This is a genomic window from Proteus sp. G4415 (genome assembly GCF_963896075.1).
Taxonomy (GTDB): Bacteria; Pseudomonadota; Gammaproteobacteria; order Enterobacterales; family Enterobacteriaceae; genus Proteus; species Proteus mirabilis.
Window position 1 is genome coordinate 1 of record NZ_CAWQOK010000149.1, and the last position, 14,702, is coordinate 14,702.

13 protein-coding genes are annotated in these 14,702 nt (G+C 41.4%); 3 read left to right on the forward strand and 10 right to left on the reverse strand.

Annotated features, from left to right (window positions below; all coding sequences use genetic code 11):
• Nucleotides 1-36 precede the first annotated feature (36 nt).
• A complete protein-coding gene (copA, locus tag AACU95_RS16370; RefSeq protein ID WP_115286953.1) occupies nt 37-2,991 on the reverse strand; it encodes a copper-exporting P-type ATPase CopA in 2,955 nt (984 codons plus the stop codon).
• A gap of 134 nt (nt 2,992-3,125) precedes the next feature.
• On the opposite strand from copA, the gene cueR reads away from it, so the two are divergent.
• On the forward strand, nt 3,126-3,527 hold the full coding sequence (gene cueR / locus AACU95_RS16375) for a Cu(I)-responsive transcriptional regulator (protein WP_004244266.1): 402 nt from the start codon (nt 3,126-3,128) through the stop codon (nt 3,525-3,527).
• Here cueR and AACU95_RS16380 read toward each other — a convergent pair.
• The 5 genes from AACU95_RS16380 to tesA all read right to left on the reverse strand — a co-directional run bounded on the left by AACU95_RS16380 (nt 3,493) and on the right by tesA (nt 7,388).
• Nucleotides 3,493-4,014 (reverse strand): NfeD family protein, encoded by a 522-nt coding sequence (locus AACU95_RS16380; protein ID WP_004250295.1) that lies wholly within the window; start codon nt 4,012-4,014, stop codon nt 3,493-3,495. The two genes, cueR and AACU95_RS16380, sit on opposite strands and share 35 nt — an antisense overlap.
• 2 nt (nt 4,015-4,016) lie before the next feature.
• Nucleotides 4,017-4,940: an SPFH domain-containing protein gene (locus AACU95_RS16385; RefSeq protein ID WP_004244263.1), complete on the reverse strand. Its 924-nt coding sequence runs from the start codon at nt 4,938-4,940 to the stop codon at nt 4,017-4,019.
• Nucleotides 4,941-4,979: 39 nt separating this feature from the next.
• Nucleotides 4,980-5,837, reverse strand: a complete 858-nt coding sequence (locus tag AACU95_RS16390; protein WP_004244262.1) for a co-chaperone YbbN — start codon at nt 5,835-5,837, stop codon at nt 4,980-4,982.
• Nucleotides 5,838-5,922: 85 nt separating this feature from the next.
• Nucleotides 5,923-6,708: an SDR family oxidoreductase gene (locus AACU95_RS16395; protein WP_115286951.1), complete on the reverse strand. Its 786-nt coding sequence runs from the start codon at nt 6,706-6,708 to the stop codon at nt 5,923-5,925.
• Between the two features lie 50 nt (nt 6,709-6,758).
• Complete coding sequence (tesA, locus tag AACU95_RS16400; RefSeq protein WP_036907491.1) at nt 6,759-7,388, reverse strand: multifunctional acyl-CoA thioesterase I/protease I/lysophospholipase L1; 630 nt, start codon at nt 7,386-7,388, stop codon at nt 6,759-6,761.
• On the opposite strand from tesA, the gene ybbA reads away from it, so the two are divergent.
• Together ybbA and ybbP are read left to right on the forward strand one after the other, a co-directional pair.
• A complete protein-coding gene (ybbA, locus tag AACU95_RS16405; RefSeq protein WP_004244258.1) occupies nt 7,359-8,045 on the forward strand; it encodes a putative ABC transporter ATP-binding protein YbbA in 687 nt (228 codons plus the stop codon). The genes tesA and ybbA overlap by 30 nt on opposite strands.
• Complete coding sequence (gene ybbP, locus AACU95_RS16410) at nt 8,042-10,483, forward strand: putative ABC transporter permease subunit YbbP (protein WP_004250298.1); 2,442 nt, start codon at nt 8,042-8,044, stop codon at nt 10,481-10,483. Before ybbA ends, ybbP begins: the two co-directional genes overlap by 4 nt.
• 99 nt (nt 10,484-10,582) lie before the next feature.
• Here the strand turns inward: ybbP and AACU95_RS16415 are convergent, their stop codons facing one another.
• The 4 genes from AACU95_RS16415 to purE all read right to left on the reverse strand — a co-directional run bounded on the left by AACU95_RS16415 (nt 10,583) and on the right by purE (nt 14,663).
• Nucleotides 10,583-11,608 (reverse strand): mechanosensitive ion channel family protein, encoded by a 1,026-nt coding sequence (locus tag AACU95_RS16415; protein ID WP_004244256.1) that lies wholly within the window; start codon nt 11,606-11,608, stop codon nt 10,583-10,585.
• A 77-nt stretch (nt 11,609-11,685) separates the two neighbouring features.
• Nucleotides 11,686-12,954, reverse strand: coding sequence for an MFS transporter (locus AACU95_RS16420; protein ID WP_004244255.1), 1,269 nt, complete (start codon nt 12,952-12,954; stop codon nt 11,686-11,688).
• A gap of 123 nt (nt 12,955-13,077) precedes the next feature.
• Entirely contained in the window at nt 13,078-14,145 is a 1,068-nt protein-coding gene (gene purK, locus AACU95_RS16425) for a 5-(carboxyamino)imidazole ribonucleotide synthase (protein ID WP_017627897.1), read from the reverse strand.
• The gene (gene purE, locus AACU95_RS16430) at nt 14,142-14,663 is read right to left on the reverse strand and encodes a 5-(carboxyamino)imidazole ribonucleotide mutase (protein WP_004248640.1); all 522 of its coding nucleotides are present in this window, start codon (nt 14,661-14,663) and stop codon (nt 14,142-14,144) included. Before purE ends, purK begins: the two co-directional genes overlap by 4 nt.
• Nucleotides 14,664-14,702 lie beyond the last annotated feature (39 nt).

The following is a 14,702-nucleotide window of genomic DNA, read 5'->3' on the forward strand; positions in this document are numbered from 1 at the left end:
AGATAGAAGAGGCTGTATTTGACTGATTAATTGCGACTATTTTTTCGGTTTAAAACGTAATAATCGGTTGGCATTACTGACGACAGTGATTGATGATAAGGCCATGGCAGCCCCTGCAACCACAGGGTTTAATAATGTACCGGTAAAAGGATATAAGATACCGGCAGCGATAGGAATGCCTAAACTGTTATATATAAATGCACCAAACAAGTTTTGTTTCATATTGCGCAGTGTGCCTTTTGAGATCTCAACCGCATCAGCAACACCATGTAAGCTATGGCGCATTAAGGTAATGGCCGCAGTTTCAATGGCGATATCACTGCCACCACCCATCGCAATACCAACGTCTGCTTTAGCCAGTGCTGGGGCATCGTTAATACCATCCCCAATCATTGCTACGCGACGACCTTCTGCCTGTAGTTGACTAATCGCTTGCGCTTTACCTTCTGGCATAACGCCTGCAATCACTTGATCAATACCTGCTTCTTTAGCTATCGCATTGGCTGTAATAGGGTTATCTCCAGTTAACATGACCAAACGATAACCTTGATGATGTAGACGCTGTAATGCACTGACGGTATCTTCTCGTAGTGGATCACGAATAGAAAGTAGGGCCGCTATTTTCCCATTTTGCGCCAATAAGACGGGGGTTACCCCTTTCGCTGATTGGTTTTCTATTAGGGGGGTTATCTCACTTATATCAATGCCAGATTCTTTCATTAGTTTAGGATTACCTAACAGCACAATATTGCCGTCAATTTCACCACTTAATCCCATACCAGCAAGGGTTCGAAATTGGTTTATTTGCGGTAATTTAATGCCTTCAGCTTTGGTTAAAATCGCTTTTGCTAATGGATGATTAGAGCCACTTTCTAGTGCGCCTGCTAATGCTAGCGCTTGAGTTTCACTTATCTGATTGAATGTGTGGATCTCAGTTACTTGTGGCATGCCTTCAGTTAAGGTACCTGTTTTATCAAAAACTAAGGTATCTAATTGGCTTGCTTGTTGTAATGCATCCGCATCACGCACTAATACGCCATATTCTGCGGCACGTCCCACACCTGAAATGATCGACATGGGGGTCGCTAATCCTAGAGCACAAGGACAAGCGATAATTAATACCGTTGTGATAATGACGAGTGCATAAGTAATCTGTGGTGAAGGACCAAAAAAGTACCAAATAGCCCCTGCAATTAACGCAATAACGACGACGATAGGAACAAATACACTGGAAATTTTATCTGCTAATTGACCTATTTCGGGTTTACTGCTTTGTGCTTGACGTACCAGTTTGATAATTCTGGCAAGGGTAGTTTGACTGCCTACTGCTGCAGCTTTAAACAGCACTGAGCCATCTTGCACGGTAGTACCTGCATGAATAGTATCACCAAGGCTTTTTTGTTGTGGAATTGGCTCACCAGTTAACATTGCCTCATCCATCCACACTTCACCTTGGGTGATTTCACCATCAACGGGAACTTTATCACCGGTTGCTAAACGCAAGATCATACCTTGTTTCACATCCGCTAATGGGCATTCAACTTCGCCATTATCCGTTACTACTCTTGCTGTTGGTGGTGTTAAGTCTAATAGACGCTCTAATGCTTTAGAGGAGCGCTGACGGGCTCTTTGTTCAAGCATATGACCAAGGTTTATCAAACCAATGATCATCGCACTGGCCTCGTAATAGAGATGTCTTGCTTGGGCAGGAAACACCTCTGGCCATAAGTTAACACTAATTGAATAGAGCCAAGCCGCCCCTGTACCTAACGCAACGAGCGTGTCCATGGTGGCACTGCCGTTTTTTAGGCTTTGCCACGCATTACGATAAAAGTGCCCACCTGCAGCTATCATCACAACAAGTGTAATAATACCGATAGTTAACCAGATATTATGATTAGCTTCCGTTAACATCATATTATCGCCGATCATTCCCCATACCATTACAGGAATACCAACGACTAAGGCTAAGGCTGCTTGCCAGCGAAAACGCTTCATATTAGCAACAGCGACTTCTTGTTGACGCTCTCTACGTTTTACATCATCTTGAATAATTTCTGCCCCATAGCCTGCTTTTTCGACCGCATTAATCAGGTCATCATGATTAACATGACCGGTTACAAGTGCGCTACGTTCAGCCAAATTAACACGTGCATTTTCAACACCGGAAACACTTTGTAAGGCTTTTTGTACTTTGCTAACACAGCTTGCACAAGTCATACCGTCGATTAATAGCTGAGTGCTATCATCATCGATACTGATATCAGCATTATTATTATCAAGGATGGCTTCTTCTACTGGAATATCACAAATCGCCGCTGACGATGCTTCCAGTGGTGCATCCGTTTGCGTCAGCGGCTCAGTTTTTGGGTGGTTGGCTCCTGCTAATTTTGCATCATAACCAGCATCTTGAATGGCTGTGATCACACGCTCTGTGTTTGCCGTACCTGTTACTGTGGCATGAGTTAATTCCACTTGTGCACTTTCTACCCCATCAGTCCCTTCAAGAGCTTTCTTCACTGAATTAATACAATGACCACAATTTAAGCCTGATAAAGTCAGTTCAATCGTTTTTGGTTTATTTTCTTCTTCGTTTGCTAATGAGGCTTCAAAACCTTCAGCAACAACGGCGGCAATTAAATCTTTTGCGTTTGCTGTACCAAAAATTTCAGCTGATGTTTTGTCTACATTGACCGCAACAACACCGTCAACGGCTAATAACGCATTTTCTGTTTTACCAACGCATTTCATACAGTTAAGTCCACTCAAATTTAGTTTTACATCAGCTTGAGTGGCTAGATGAGCTTCATATCCGGCTTCTTCAATGGTTTTGATTAAGCTTTCAACAGTTGCGTCGCTGTCAATTTTAGCGTATTGAATAGTCACCGTGGACTGTTCTATATCATTGCGGGCATCAAGTGATTTTTTTACACTGTTAACACAGTGGGAGCATGAAAGCCCTTGTAGTGCGAGTAGCGTAGTTTTTGCCATGGTCAATATCTCCAAATAAAAAGCGATTACCTCTATTATGGCGTAATATGGGATAACTTGCTTTCTTGAAAAGGTTTTTTCTTATCTGAGATAAAGGCTAAACCTTTCCGCAAGGGGAAGGTCAAGGGGGAATTTTGAATATTAGTGAAATCGCAACCAAAACCGGTTTGACGACAAAAGCAATCCGTTTTTATGAGGAAAAAGATCTGATAACCCCACCTCATCGGGGTGAAAATGGCTATCGATACTATTTACCACAACATATCGAAGAATTAACACTGTTAAAGCAAGCTCGTGAAGTCGGGTTTAGTTTAGAAGAGTGTCGTTCATTGCTGATGTTATTACGTAATCCCTCACGTCACAGTGCTGATGTGAAAGAGGCAACCTTAAAGAAAGTGGCTGAGATAGAGAAAACCATTAACGAATTAAATGCCATTCGTCAACGGCTTCTCTTATTAGCAAATGAATGCCCTGGCGATGATGGGGCGGAATGCCCAATCATCAATCATCTTTCTGGTTGTTGTCATCATCAATAACAGCAGCATGCTGTGTTGATGATGCCGAGCGAGTGGTGGGAGAAAATGAGGTGACGTGCAAGGTGATACCATCAATAGCAATCACTTTGACTGTATCACCTGCTTTTAATGGCGTGTCAGAATAGACTCGCCAACTCCCATCAGCAAGCTTTATGCGACTAAAACCATTTTCAGTATCCGATAACAAAACTGCTTTTATACCAATAAGTTGGTGGCTTTTTTGGTTTAGGTTTTCTGCTTCTTTGGATAACTTTTTGCGTTTAAGCCAGATACGCCAAAGGATTGCACTAATAACGGTGAGTAATGCAAATAGAATACCTTGAATGGGCCAACCAATAGGTAAGATCCATGCGATTAATGCAACACATAATGCGGCCATACCAGACCATAGTAAGTAGCCTGCAGTGCCCAGCATTTCGGCGATTAATAGTAAGACACCAAGACAAAGCCAGAAAAGTGCTGGCTGAGCACTAATCCATTCAATCATAATTAATTGCTCTTGTTACCTGAGTCACTTTTTTTGGTATTTAATAATTCTGAAATACCACCAATTGCACCCATTAAGTTACTGGCTTCTAATGGCATCATTACAACTTTGCTGTTATCGGCAGAACCAATTTGTGACAGGGCATCGGTATACTTTTGTGCAATAAAGTAGTTAATGGCTTGCATATCCCCTTTAGCGATAGCTTCTGATACCATTTGCGTCGCTTTTGCTTCCGCTTCTGCTGCACGCTCACGGGCTTCGGCTTGTAAGAAAGCAGACTGACGTTCACCTTCTGCTTTTAAGATTTGCCCTTGTTTTTCACCTTCCGCTTTTAAGATTGCCGCTTGACGGATACCTTCTGCTTCTAGAATATCAGCACGCTTAGTACGCTCAGCTTTCATCTGCGCATTCATGGCTGAAATTAGCTCTTGTGGTGGGCGCACATCACGAATTTCAATACGGGTAATTTTAATACCCCATGGGTTAGTTGCATCATCAACAATCAGTAATAAACGGCTATTGATCTGATCACGTTGTGAAAGAATTTCATCCAGTTCCATAGAGCCTAACACAGTACGGATATTGGTTAGCGTTAGATTGATGATTGCAAGCTCTAGGTTATTCACCTCATAAGCAGCTTTTACTGGATCGATAACTTGAATAAAGCAGACCGCATCAATACTGACATTGGCATTATCACGAGAAATCACTTCCTGAGAAGGGATATCTAATACTTGTTCCATCATATTAATACGACGACCAATACGGTCAATAAATGGAATAAGGAGTTGAAGGCCTGGAGCAAGGGTACGTGTATAACGTCCAAAACGCTCGACAGTCCACTGATAACCTTGTGGAACGGTTTTTACACCACTTAAAACTAAAATAATGGCGAATAAGATAATAATACCAATAACTATTTCCATGTATCTGTCCTTAGCCTGCTTTAATAAATAAAATGAATATTAATAAAGTAAAGAATACACCATTCGGCGATATTTAGATGCTAGATTATCATTAGTCCCTAAAGCAGATAAAATATCCATCAGGGTTTTCTTAACTTGTCCTTCACCGGCATTAAGATCTTTTTTCAGAAAATTAAATAGCAATTCAAGGGCTTCATCATTACGTGCCACTTCATGCAGTTTTAACGCCAGTTGAATAGCGAGTTCAGTATTGTCAGGTTGCTGATTAAAATTATCTTGTAATTGCTGAATTTCAGGTGTGTCGGCAGCTTGTTTTTGCAGTTCAATTTGAGCTAATAAACTGTGATAGTAGCTATCTTGATCTTGCAATGGAATTGCGGCTAATAATTCTTCTGCTTCATTATGTTTATTTAATGAAATTAAAGCACCTGCGAGGGCTAAGGTAATTTCACTGTTTTTAGGATCAATTTGGTGTGCTTCTTTTAACAGTGGTAATGCTTCGTCTGCTTTACCTTCTGCTAATAGTGCTGAAGCTTGCGCTGCTTTTAATTCTTCTGGTTTAGGTAAGATATTGGCAAGGATTTGGCGAATAGCTTCTTCAGGTTGTGGGCCTTGGAACCCATCGACAGGACGACCTTCTTGCAATATATAAACAGTTGGGATCGCACGTAGACCAAATTGCGAGGCAATCATCTGTTCAACATCACAATCTAATTTAGCTAATACAAACTGATCAGCAAATTCAGCCGCTAGTTTATCCAACGTTGCCCCAAGCTCTGCACAATGAGGACTACGCTCTGAATAGAAGTACATCATGACCGGTTTTGTCATCGATTGTTCTATAACTTGCTGAATATTCGATTCATTTACATCAACAATATGTGCAGTTGCTAACATTAACTTATCCCTTTTTGAGAGTTTTAAATATAAATGCTGTTTATTACGCTATTTCATTAATAAATAAGGATGAATTTTGCAAAAATCAAGCCTTGTTACTTTGGCCGTTTAAGATCCTATCCATAAGTCTATCAGGGAGGAGTCGTTTTAACACTTTGACGGCATAAGTGAGTAAGGTCACAGGATAACGTAACTTAGGTCTTGGACTTTCTAAAGCATGGATTAGTTTTTTCACTACATCATCAGGTGTTAATGTGAAACGACTCGCAATCCCCGGATTTTTTACCGGTTTATCTTGTTGGGCTTGATTAACATTTTCAGTAAAGCGTGTTTTTATTGGACCCGGCTCAATTAAACTGACTTTTATCCCCGTAGAGGCAAGTTCCATTCTTAATGCATCAGACCAAGCTTCAACGGCATATTTACTCGCCGCATAAGCACCTCGGCCGGGAGTGGATATTAATCCCATTACCGAGCTCGTCTGAATAATACGTCCTTCGCCATGAGGTAACATCGCCGGCAGTAACCCCATAGTAAGCTGATGTAAGCCAAAGAAATTAGTGGAAAATTGTTTTTCCATTTGCTGGCGACTAATCGCATTTAATGGACCATAAACCCCAAAACCACCATTATTAAATAATCCATATAAACGCCCATTAGTAAGGCGAATGACTTCTAATATGGCTTTTTTGATACTTTCTGCGTCATCGAGATCAAGAAAAATAGGCTCAAACCCCAATGTTTCCATATGGTTAAGATCATCTTCTTTGCGACAAGCAGCCAGTACTCGATATCCTTTTTGCTTGAGTGTTTTTGCCGCACATAGTCCAATCCCACTAGAACTTCCTGTAATCAATACCGTTTTTTGCATAATTTTACAATTAATCTCATTTAATCTAGGTTAACTACTGTCACAATAGTTTAACGTGTTAGGTAAGGGGATAGGGTTTTATCCATCCATTGAGCAATAAAAGGCTGAGCCGCTTCATTTGGGTGAATGCTGTCGTTTTGCATCCACTCAGGTTTATCTGCTATTTGCTCCATATAAAATGGGATAAGCTCAAGAGCATTGTCTTTCGCCAATTGTGGGTAAATCGCAGAAAAAGATTGCGTATAGCGTTTACCATAATTAGGCGAAATCATAATTTGCATAAAGAGTGGCGTTGCTCCCGCTTCTTTTACTTGGGTAATGATGTTTTGCAACGCTTCTTTCGTTTGGGCTATAGGGTAGCCTTGTAAGCCATCATTTGCACCCAGTTCAATCAAAACCCAACGAGGTTGGTGCTGTTTTAATAAATCAGGGAGCCTATTTTGACCTTGAAATGCGGTTTCGCCACTGATGCTTGCATTTACGACATTTATTTCAGGATAAGTTAATTTCCACTTATCCGCGAGGCGTTGCGCCCATGCGCTTTCAATAGGAAGGCGATATCCGGCACTTAGGCTGTCACCAAAGATCAAAAAGGTATCAGCAGCGATAGACTTAAAGCTAAACATCATCATGACGATAAGGAAACAAGTATGTCGACGGAAAAGGTTCTTGAAGTTCATCAGTTAACCAAACAAGTAGGAGAAGGTGATAGTCAGATCTCTATATTGCAGGGTGTTGAGTTAGTTGTCGAGTCTGCACAGACAATTGCTTTAATTGGTGAGTCAGGATCGGGCAAATCTACACTTTTAGGTATTATTGCCGGATTAGATGATGGAGGTGCTGGTCGTGTGCAATTAATGGGACACGATCTGACCGAAATGAATGAAGAAGAGCGGGCAAAATTACGTGCACAACATGTCGGATTTGTTTTTCAATCTTTTATGCTAATTCCAACGTTAAATGCCTTAGAGAATGTGCAACTTCCTGCGTTATTAAAAGGTGAGTCAGAAAAACAGAGCCATACGCGAGCCGTTGATTTACTTAAACAATTGGGTTTGGGTGAGCGCTTGTATCATATGCCCGCACAACTTTCCGGTGGTGAGCAACAACGTGTTGCATTAGCAAGAGCTTTTTGTACCCAACCGGCGATCCTGTTTGCTGATGAGCCAACAGGTAATCTTGATCGAAAAACGGGAGATAAAATTGCCGATTTACTGTTTTCCCTTAATCGTGATTATGCCACAACATTAATTTTGGTCACCCACGATAATGAGCTTGCCGCTCGTTGTCAGCGAAGATTACGTCTTGTTGATGGGCAACTTAAGGAGGAGTCATGATCTGGCGTTGGTTTTGGCGTGAGTGGCGCTCGCCGGCTTTATTAATTGTTTGGCTCTCTTTAGCGCTGGCGGTGGCTTGTGTGCTGGCGTTAGGGCGTATTGGTGATCGCATTGATAAAAGTATTTATGCTCAAAGTCGTGATCTTATCGCCGGTGATTTAGTGCTACGCGCCTCGTATCCTGTTGATGAAAATTGGCTAGCTGAAGCTAAAAGAATGGGGCTAACACTTAGTCGTCAAATGCAATTTACCACCATGTCTTATGCCCCAGAAGGTGATACTCCTCAATTGGCGTTGGTAAAAGCCGCGGATAACTTATATCCACTCTATGGTGAGCTAGAAACTCAGCCCGCAGGGCTAAAAGCGGAGAAAGGCACGGCGTTAGTAGATGCAAGGTTGCTGGCGCTTTTGGGTATCAAGGTTGGTGATAATATTGATGTCGGTGATGCCACTTTTACAATTAGCGGTGTATTAGTTCAAGAGCCTGACAGTGGTTTTAATCCTTTTCAAATTGCACCGCGTATTTTAATTAATCTTGCTGATGTTGAAGCGACTGGTGCCGTTCAGCCGGGAAGCCGCTTAACTTACCGTTATATGTTTGCGGGTAATGAAGCATTAATTGATGAATACCAACAACGCTTTGATCCCTTATTAAAACCTGACCAGCGTTGGAATAGCTTAAAACAAGATAATGGTGCGCTATCTCAATCAATGGAGAGAGCAAAAAACTTTTTACTATTATCTGCATTATTAACACTATTATTGGCGATTTCTGCCGTCGCGGTTTCAATGACACATTATTGCCGTAGTCGACATACGCTAATTGCGGTATTAAAAACCTTAGGTGCCGATAATCATGCATTACGTAAATGGATTATAGGGCAGTGGGGTGTGATTATTGTTGCGGCTATCGTGGTCGGCTCACTGGTCGGTTGGGGCTTTGAATTAGTATTGTTGCAGATTTTAGCACCGGTATTACCAAAAAGTTTACCTGATGCGAGCTTTATGCCATGGCTATGGTCGGTTGGCTCTTTACTACTCATCGCGTTATTGACGGGGTTACGCCCTTATCATCAATTAATGTCAACGCAACCTTCCCGCGTGTTGAGAAGTGGTACTACGGCACCTAGTTGGCCACTACGTTATTATTTACCCATCGTTGCATTGATTGTTGTTGGCGCTTTAACTCTGTTTGCCGGAACGGGTGTTTTATTGTGGTCTATTTTATTAGGTATCGTCGTCATTGCTTTCTTGCTTGGCGTGATTGGTTGGCTTGGATTATGGCTTTTAAAGCAATTTAAATTTAAGCAATTGAGTGCCCGTTTAGCGGTGACACGTTTATTACGCCAGCCTTTCCAAACCATGACGCAATTAGCCGCTTTTTCATTATCCTTTATGCTATTGACGCTATTGGTTTTGCTGCAAGGGGATTTATTGGAAAAATGGCAACAGCAGTTACCTGAAGATAGTCCTAACTATTTTTTGATTAATATGTCAAAGCCTCAGGTACAGCAGATTAATACATTATTAGCCACTTATCATGTGGCACCGACAGATGCTTATCCGGTTGTGTTAGCACGTTTAACAGCGATTAATGATCACAATGCGAAAGTGTGGGCAGATGCACGGGATGCGGGGAATAATACCGTACGAAGAGAGCTTAATTTAACGTGGCACAGTGAACTTCCTAAAGATAATGTTATTGTCGAAGGCTCATGGCCTCCCGTCGGTAATGGCGTTTCAATCGATCAGGGGGTTGCACAAAAGTTAGAAATAAAGCTGGGGGATGAGCTAACTTTTGTTGGTGATACTCGCGAGTTTAAATCTGTTGTCACCAGCATTCGCCATGTTGATTGGGAAAATATGCGACCAAATTTCTTCTTTATTTTCGCAGAAGAAGGGCTAAGCAATCAGCCTGAAAAATGGATGAGCAGTTTTTATTACAATGGTGATGGAAGTTTGATCACCGCATTAAATCGACAATTTCCTACGGTCAGTGTGCTAGATACGGGTGCATTAATTCAGCAAGTTCAGCAGATCTTACAGCAAGTCAGCCGAGCATTAGAAATTATGGTTGGATTAGTTATGCTGTGTGGGGCATTGCTATTAGTGGCACAAATTCAAGTCGGTATGACACAACGTCGTATCGAGTTGGTGGTTTATCGAACATTAGGCGCGAGTAAGTCACTATTAAGACGCACGCTTTGGGCGGAGTTTGCCTTATTAGGGTTAATGGCCGGTTTAGCTGCAGCGATAGGGGCTGAAGTTGCATTAGGGTTGTTGCAAAAATCGGTATTTAATTTCCCATGGCAACCACAATGGATGATGTGGATAGTTGTTCCCGCTCTTGCCGCCGTATTACTTTCACTTTGTGGTAGTATTTTAGGGGTTAGGCTATTACAAGATAAAGGCCAATATCGTCGTATTCAAGGGGAATAGTCGCCATTAGTTATCTAGTTATCATTAAATGAAGTAATACGTGATATTGAATTAAAAATGCTGATATTGAACGGATATCAGCATTTTTTTATCGGATGCTTATGGTGATACAGGCGATGATTTTTCAATATATACAGTTTGTGATGGGAAGGCGAAGTCAGCGCCATGTTGATGCACAATATCAATCATTTTTAAATAAACTTCTTGCTGCGCATCTAACCATTCTGCCCATACTGTGGTTTTGGTAAAACAGTACACCATAATATTTAATGATGAATCGGCGAATTGATTAAAATAGACCAATAAAGTTTGTTTGGTGTCGATTTTGTCGTTTTGTTGTAGCATTGTGCGGATATCTTCGACAATAACCCCAACTTTGTCCGAATCTTCATAGCGTAACCCTAATTCTGTTTCAATACGTCGATTGGTCATTCTGCCGGGGTTTTCAACACTAATGGAGGAAAATACTGAGTTTGGAATATATAACGGGCGATGATCAAAGGTCATTATCTTTGTGATACGCCAGCCAATCTCAACAACAGTTCCTTCGATATTGCGATCGGGTGAACGTACCCAATCACCAATGTTAAAAGGGCGATCAAAATAGAGCATAACACCTGAAAAAAGGTTACTCATAACGTCTTTACTTGCCATACCAATGGCAATACCGCCTAAGCCACCAAATGTCATTAAGCCCGATAAGCTCATGCCAAAATGCTCACCGAACAGTAAGATCATGATGACAAGAAGAGTGATTTTAAATATACGCGAAATAATACGGGCTGAGGTAGGATCACTGCCTTTTTTAATTTGTGATTTTTCTAATAAATTAATGAGTAAGAAAAATTTTCTCATCAGGATTAATGCGATAGCAAGATAGCTAAAGAAATTAATCATCTGAAAAGAGATAAAGTGTAGTTTAAAATCTACCACCGCCATTTCACAGTATTGGCTTACAATAGCCACTAAACTACAAAGTAAAATAGCTTGGATGATGTGAATAATTATGTTTCTACGACGTTTTTTTTGTTTATCATGTAAAAAAGATATGGCAAGAAAGGCGATAAAACACGCCAAAGCTATGCCGATACCAATTGAGTATTTCATGATTAATTCTTCATTCATCTGCTCGATCTCTCCTCGCTAAAACCGCTTCTCTATAATATTGATTGGATTTCTAAACTAGATTTGCGGTTTTATTTTTATCTTGGCGCATTATGTTTTTCACTGGCATGTTGGAAGTTAGGATAAATTGGTGGGCGCATAAATAGTGTGATCACCAAAATAACTAAAACAGGGATAGTGAGAATTAAAAATGCAGGTGTGAAGCTGCCTGAAATATCCTTAATAGCCCCAGCAAAGAAGGGGGCTAAACAAGCCAATGTTGAGATCAGGTTCATCACCGAAAATAGTTCTAAATAAGGTGCGCGACCAAAATAGTTAGCCAGTAATACACTTGAGGCTAAGAAGGTCATACCATAACCGATCCCCACACAAAGGGTAAATAGCATTAGGTAGATCCAACTATTAGCCATACTCAGTGCTAATAGACCGATAATAATAATCGTTAAGCTGGCAATCAGTAATTTTTTGGGCTCTAACCATTCACCAATCGCCCCACCGGCTAATCGTGAGAATGCATTGATAAAAGCCATGGTGCTCAGTAGCGTTGCAGCAATAGTTTCACTAAAACCATTTTCAATAATATGTGCAACTGCAAAACTATTTACTGTGATCCCGCACCATAGAAAAGCGGTGTAAGTAGCAGCAATGACATAAAATTGCCATGTTCGTAAAGCATGACGTGCGGTCCATATCGCTTTGGTTTGATAAATACGTTTACTACTTTGTAATTGACTGATTTTTTTCGCATGCGCTTTTTCTGCTGAGCCTTCTCGTAATACTAAAATAGTCAGCAGGGTAATAATTGATAGAATAATAGCTGAAATAAGCCAATGCATACGCCATGTGTGCCAAAGATGTGTGGCTAAAAAATAGATCCAAGGGCCTGCAACTCCTCCCAATCCACCAATAGTAAAATAGACACCAAAAGCAAAAGACTGTTTTTCAAATAGACGCGATAGCACGTAAGTGCCCGGTACGGTTGCTAATAGCGTAAAACCTACCCCAAGTAAGGCGGTACCAAGAAAGTAGCGTGTGATGGTATTGGTTTCATATAGAAAATAGAATCCACTGACAAAAATAATCAGTCCAATGAGGAGTGTGAAGCGGACGTTTAATTTACGGATAAGTAAAGTGGGTAAAAAGCTCGCAAGTCCACAGGTTAAGCCCAATAAAGTAAAACCAAGGCCAGCTTGTGTCCAGTTCCACTCTAGTTCAGCTATCATACTAGGTAGAACCACACCTAAAGAGGTAAATGTTGTTGCGGTAGCGAGAAAGTACACTAAACCTAGCAGTATCAGTATGCTCCACTGATAGATAGGACCAAAATTTTGTTGCGTGACTGGCATCCTGACTCCATAGAACGGGTGCAGTATCCTGAATGTTCAGGAAAAAATAGCGAATAACTGGCCTTGTATTCACAGGCCAGTACATTTAAAGGCTATTATTCTCTAACTTTCTGAGTCGGACTGCTAGCTTAATTTTTCTAGCGCCCATTTAATCGGATATTGGTAGGCTTCATCGAGCAGGGGACTTAATGCACTTAAGCTCTTTTGCAGAGCTTGATGGTGATTATGTACTAAGTTGAGATGCCCTACTTTGCGGGCTGGACGCACTTCTTTTTCATACCAATGTAGATGAACTAAAGGTAATGATAGCCATTTGGTGTCGATCTCCGTTCCAATAAGATTAACCATTACCGCCGATTGGCAAACATTAGGTTTGGGCATCGGTAAATCAAGAATAGCACGTAAGTGAAGTTCAAACTGGCTAATAGAAGCACCATTTTGTGTCCAGTGACCACTGTTGTGGACGCGAGGTGCGAGTTCATTAATCAGTAATTTATCACCGACAATAAAGCATTCCATGGCCATTACACCGATATAATTTAGTTTATTGAGGATCTTGCTAAGCATATCCTCTGCTAATTGTTGTAATGCCTCAGGAGGATTTGGTAGCGCAACACTCATGCGTAAAATGCCATCTTGATGAAGATTGTGAGTGAGTGGATAAAAAACACAATCCCCCTGACGATTTCTTGCACCAACTAAAGAGACTTCTCCAGAGAAAGGAATACCTTGTTCGACAATACATTCACCATATATTTCGGCTGGTAATTGTTGTTCGTCACCTGGGTGTATCCGCCATTGACCTCGTCCGTCGTAACCACCAACACGGCGTTTAACGATAATAAACTCCCCTAGCTGATTGAATAGCTCAGGCCATTGCTCAGCCGAAGTTAATGGTTGCCAAGGTGCCGTCGCTAAATGAAGCTCATCAAGGAGTTGTTTTTGTGGTAAGCGATCTGCGAGTAATGGAAAAATATCTCGGTTAATAAAGTTAGCATGGTGCTCTAACTCATTGGTTAATGCGGTTTCCGGCCAACGTTCAATTTCTGCGGTAATAATACTCTTTTGATAAGGTACCGCTTCGGGTTCAGCATCAAGCCCTACGGGATATACCGCAATACCTAATGGCTCACCCGCTTGACGTAACATTCGACCTAACTGTCCATTACCAAGAACACAAACCGGCTTCATAGCGCCTCCCTTGGATCAGGGTGATTAAGGACTTCTTGTGTTTGTGTTGCTCGCCATTGTGTTAATGCATTAAAAATATCAGCAGAGTGTAATGCTAAAATTTGTGCGGCAAGTAGCGCGGCATTAGCAGCCCCCGCTTTACCAATAGCCAGTGTGCCAACGGGAATACCTTTCGGCATTTGTACAATAGAATAAAGGCTATCAATACCACTTAATGCAGCACTTTGTACAGGAACCCCTAATACAGGAACTAAGGTTTTGGCTGCCAACATCCCCGGTAAATGTGCAGCACCGCCAGCACCCGCAATAATCACGTCAAAACCATTCTCTTTGGCCTGTTCTGCGAAACGAAATAATTTATCCGGTGTTCGGTGTGCGGAAACAATTTCAACATGGTAAGGAAGTTGTAACGTGTCTAGGACTTCTGCGGCATGACACATTGTCGCCCAGTCACTTTTCGAACCCATCACAATGGCGATACGAGGGGATGAGGTATTGAGACCAACTTGAGAAGACATTACTTAACTGCTCCTGTAAGCATAAACGGATATAGCCAG

What these genes read in the sequence shown, in the direction of transcription:
- purE (WP_004248640.1), bottom strand. Translation starts at nt 14,663, where the DNA reads ATGTCTTCTCAAGTTGGTCTCAATACCTCATCCCCTCGTATCGCCATT.
- AACU95_RS16380 (WP_004250295.1), bottom strand. Translation starts at nt 4,014, where the DNA reads ATGATTGAATGGATTAGTGCTCAGCCAGCACTTTTCTGGCTTTGTCTT.
- AACU95_RS16385 (WP_004244263.1), bottom strand. Translation starts at nt 4,940, where the DNA reads ATGGAAATAGTTATTGGTATTATTATCTTATTCGCCATTATTTTAGTT.
- AACU95_RS16420 (WP_004244255.1), bottom strand. Translation starts at nt 12,954, where the DNA reads ATGCCAGTCACGCAACAAAATTTTGGTCCTATCTATCAGTGGAGCATA.
- purK (WP_017627897.1), bottom strand. Translation starts at nt 14,145, where the DNA reads ATGAAGCCGGTTTGTGTTCTTGGTAATGGACAGTTAGGTCGAATGTTA.
- AACU95_RS16395 (WP_115286951.1), bottom strand. Translation starts at nt 6,708, where the DNA reads ATGCAAAAAACGGTATTGATTACAGGAAGTTCTAGTGGGATTGGACTA.
- AACU95_RS16415 (WP_004244256.1), bottom strand. Translation starts at nt 11,608, where the DNA reads ATGAATGAAGAATTAATCATGAAATACTCAATTGGTATCGGCATAGCT.
- ybbP (WP_004250298.1), top strand. Translation starts at nt 8,042, where the DNA reads ATGATCTGGCGTTGGTTTTGGCGTGAGTGGCGCTCGCCGGCTTTATTA.
- tesA (WP_036907491.1), bottom strand. Translation starts at nt 7,388, where the DNA reads ATGAACTTCAAGAACCTTTTCCGTCGACATACTTGTTTCCTTATCGTC.
- ybbA (WP_004244258.1), top strand. Translation starts at nt 7,359, where the DNA reads ATGTCGACGGAAAAGGTTCTTGAAGTTCATCAGTTAACCAAACAAGTA.
- AACU95_RS16390 (WP_004244262.1), bottom strand. Translation starts at nt 5,837, where the DNA reads ATGTTAGCAACTGCACATATTGTTGATGTAAATGAATCGAATATTCAG.
- copA (WP_115286953.1), bottom strand. Translation starts at nt 2,991, where the DNA reads ATGGCAAAAACTACGCTACTCGCACTACAAGGGCTTTCATGCTCCCAC.